The organism is Shigella sp. FC1967, from assembly GCF_001743005.1.
Lineage (GTDB): Bacteria > Pseudomonadota > Gammaproteobacteria > Enterobacterales > Enterobacteriaceae > Proteus.
Genome location: NZ_MIIZ01000790.1, coordinates 1 through 3,288 on the forward strand (window position 1 = coordinate 1; position 3,288 = coordinate 3,288).

General features: G+C 40.8%; 2 protein-coding genes. Both read right to left on the bottom strand.

The window, feature by feature from the left end; translation table 11 throughout:
- Positions 1–101: 101 nt before the first annotated feature.
- Positions 102–2,174 (bottom strand): glycine--tRNA ligase subunit beta, encoded by a 2,073-nt coding sequence (gene glyS / locus BHE89_RS13030; protein ID WP_069369568.1) that lies wholly within the window; start codon positions 2,172–2,174, stop codon positions 102–104.
- 9 nt (positions 2,175–2,183) lie between these two features.
- Entirely contained in the window at positions 2,184–3,089 is a 906-nt protein-coding gene (gene glyQ / locus BHE89_RS13035; protein WP_004246832.1) for a glycine--tRNA ligase subunit alpha, read from the bottom strand.
- Between the last annotated feature and the right edge of the window lie 199 nt (positions 3,090–3,288).

The following is a 3,288-nucleotide window of genomic DNA, read 5'->3' on the forward strand; positions in this document are numbered from 1 at the left end:
TCCATCATCCTCTCAAAGATAATTGAAGTGAAAATAATGATTTTGATAAAAAACCGGCATTGCTTTTACAATGCCGGTTTACACTTTTTAAACTTTACAATTTATTGTAAAACAGAAATATCCGCGACTCTTAAGAACAGTTCACGCAATTGACTTAACATCGTTAAACGGTTGATACGAACCGCTTCGTCTTCATCCATTACCATGACTTTATCAAAGAAGTTATTAACCACATCACGTAATGATGCCAGCTCAACTAATGCTTCCTGATATTTGCGTTCTGCAAATAAGGGTGCCAACTTATCTTGTAATACCGCAAGATTCGCTGCTAATTGAACTTCTTCTGGTGCTTTTAAGACGGAAGCTAAAACGGCGTCATTCAGTTTTACATCAGCGGATTTCGCTAAAATATTAGAAACACGTTTATTAGCTTCTGCTAATGCAGAGGCTTCTTCTAATGTACGGAAATAAGTGACTGCTTTAACGCGGGCATTGAAGTCAGCAGGTTGTGTTGGGCGACGTGCTAATACAGCTTGAATAGTATCAATGCTGTAACCCAGCTCTTGATACCAAGAGCGGAAACGGCCTAACATAAATTCAACCACATCACTGACGACATTTTTATTCGTCAGCTTGTCACCGTAGAGGCGAACCGCTTCTTGTGTTAGCTCTTCAATATCTAACGGTAAATCTTGCTCAACAATAATACGTAAAACACCCAATGATGCACGACGTAGCGCAAATGGGTCTTTATCCCCTTTAGGATGTTGACCAATACCGAAAATACCCGCAAGTGTATCCATCTTCTCTGCAATAGCGAGGGCGCTAGCAACAGGATTAGAAGGTAATTCATCACCTGCGAAACGAGGTTGATATTGTTCTTTCAGTGCCACTGCGACTTCTTCGGCTTCACCATCATGACGTGCATAATGCATACCCATAACACCTTGGGTATCTGTGAATTCGAATACCATATTGGTCATTAAGTCACATTTTGACAGTAAACCTGCACGGGTTGCTTTATTAACATCAGCACCCATTTTGTCTGCAATAAAGCCAGCTAATGCTTGAATGCGGTCTGTTTTATCACGCAGTGTGCCTAAATCTTTCTGGAATAATACCGTTTCAAGGCGTGGTAAGTTATCTTCTAAACGTTGTTTGCGGTCAGTTTTAAAGAAGAATTCAGCATCCGCTAAACGAGGACGTACGACTTTTTCGTTACCGCTAATGATTTGTTGTGGATCAGAAGATTCAATATTAGTAACGAAAATAAAGTTAGGTAACAATCCACCTTGTTTATCATAAACAGGGAAGTATTTTTGGTCACCTTTCATGGTGTAAACCAGTGCTTCAGCAGGAACTTCAAGGAATTTTTCCTCAAATTTTGCTGTTAGTACAACCGGCCATTCAACCAATGAAGTGACTTCTTCCACTAAGCTATCGCTTAAATCTGCGATACCACCAAGTTTTTCAGCAGCAAGGCGAGCATCATGAAGAATAATTGATTTACGCGTTTCGTAATCAGCGATAACTTTTCCGCGTTCATAAAGAATTTCAGGATACTGATCCGCATTATCAATAGTGAACTCAGCTTCACCCATAAAGCGATGACCACGAATAACGCGATCGCTTTGGATACCTAAGATTTCACCATCAATAACAGTATCACCTAATAATAAGGTGACTGTATGAACAGGGCGTACAAAGTGAGTGTCTTTATCGCCCCAGCGCATTAATTTGGGGATTGGTAATTTTGATAATGCAGTGCTTACCATGCCAATCAGTAATTTGTTAACCGCTTCACCTTTTACTTCTGCACGATAAAATAACCATTCGCCTTTCTCTGTTGATAAACGCTCAGCTTGGTCAACAGTAATGCCATTACCTCTTGCCCAACCTTCAGCCGCTTTGGTTGGTTTACCCTCAGCATCAAAGGCCTGAGCAATCGCAGGACCACGTTTTTCAATGGTTCTATCTGCTTGTGATTTTGCCATATTAGCCACTTTAATGGCTAAACGGCGTGGGGCTGCAAACCAAGATACATCACCATGAGTGATATTTGCGTTATCCAGTTCAGCCGTAAAATTAGCAGCAAAAGATTCGGCTAAAGAACGAAGCGCTTTCGGCGGTAATTCTTCTGTGCCGATTTCCACGAGGAAAGTCTCAGTTGTCATGATAGCCTCTTACTTTTTACACATAGGGAAACCAAGCGCTTCACGAGAAGCATAATATGCTTCAGCAACCGCTTTGGTTAAAGTACGGATACGTAAAATATAACGCTGACGCTCTGTCACAGAGATAGCTTTACGTGCATCCAATAAGTTAAAGGTGTGTCCTGCTTTTAAAATACGTTCATAGGCAGGTAAAGGCAGAGGCTTTTCTAACTCTAACAACTCACGCGCTTCTTTTTCATATTGCTCAAAGCAAGAAAATAGGAAGTCTACATCGGCGTATTCAAAATTATAGGTTGATTGCTCAACTTCGTTTTGATGATAGATATCGCCGTAGGTGGTTTTACCTAACGGACCGTCACACCAAACTAAGTCATAAACGCTATCAACACCTTGAATATACATGGCTAGACGTTCTAAGCCGTAGGTAATTTCACCCGTAACTGGTTTGCACTCTAATCCGCCTACTTGTTGGAAATAGGTAAACTGCGTCACTTCCATGCCGTTGAGCCAAACTTCCCAGCCTAAGCCCCAAGCACCTAAAGTTGGGTTTTCCCAGTTATCTTCTACAAAACGAATATCATGGATTGTTGGGTCTAAACCTAACTCTCTTAGTGAGCCAAGATAAAGCTCCTGAATATTATCAGGTGATGGCTTAATGATAACTTGGAATTGGTAATAGTGCTGTAAGCGGTTAGGATTTTCACCGTAACGTCCGTCTGTTGGACGACGTGAAGGCTGTACATAAGCCGCAGCAATAGGCTCTGGTCCTAATGCTCGTAAACAAGTCATTGGGTGTGATGTGCCTGCGCCCACTTCCATATCTAATGGTTGGACAATGGTACAGCCCTGGCGAGCCCAGTAATCCTGCAGTGTCAGGATAAGACCTTGAAAGGTTTTGGTATCAAACTTTTGCATGTTATATCCGCATGGCGATACATAGAATAAAAAGAAAGGTTTCAGTATACCTTCTAGACGAAAGATATACAGCAAGGAATGAGGGCAATTTTTCCTCGATCAAAAAAATAATCCCTTAATTGAGTTTATGACTTATGCTCAAAGAATTAGATTTGAAATTTTTTTTTGCCTATTTTACATGTATGTTTTATACAGTATT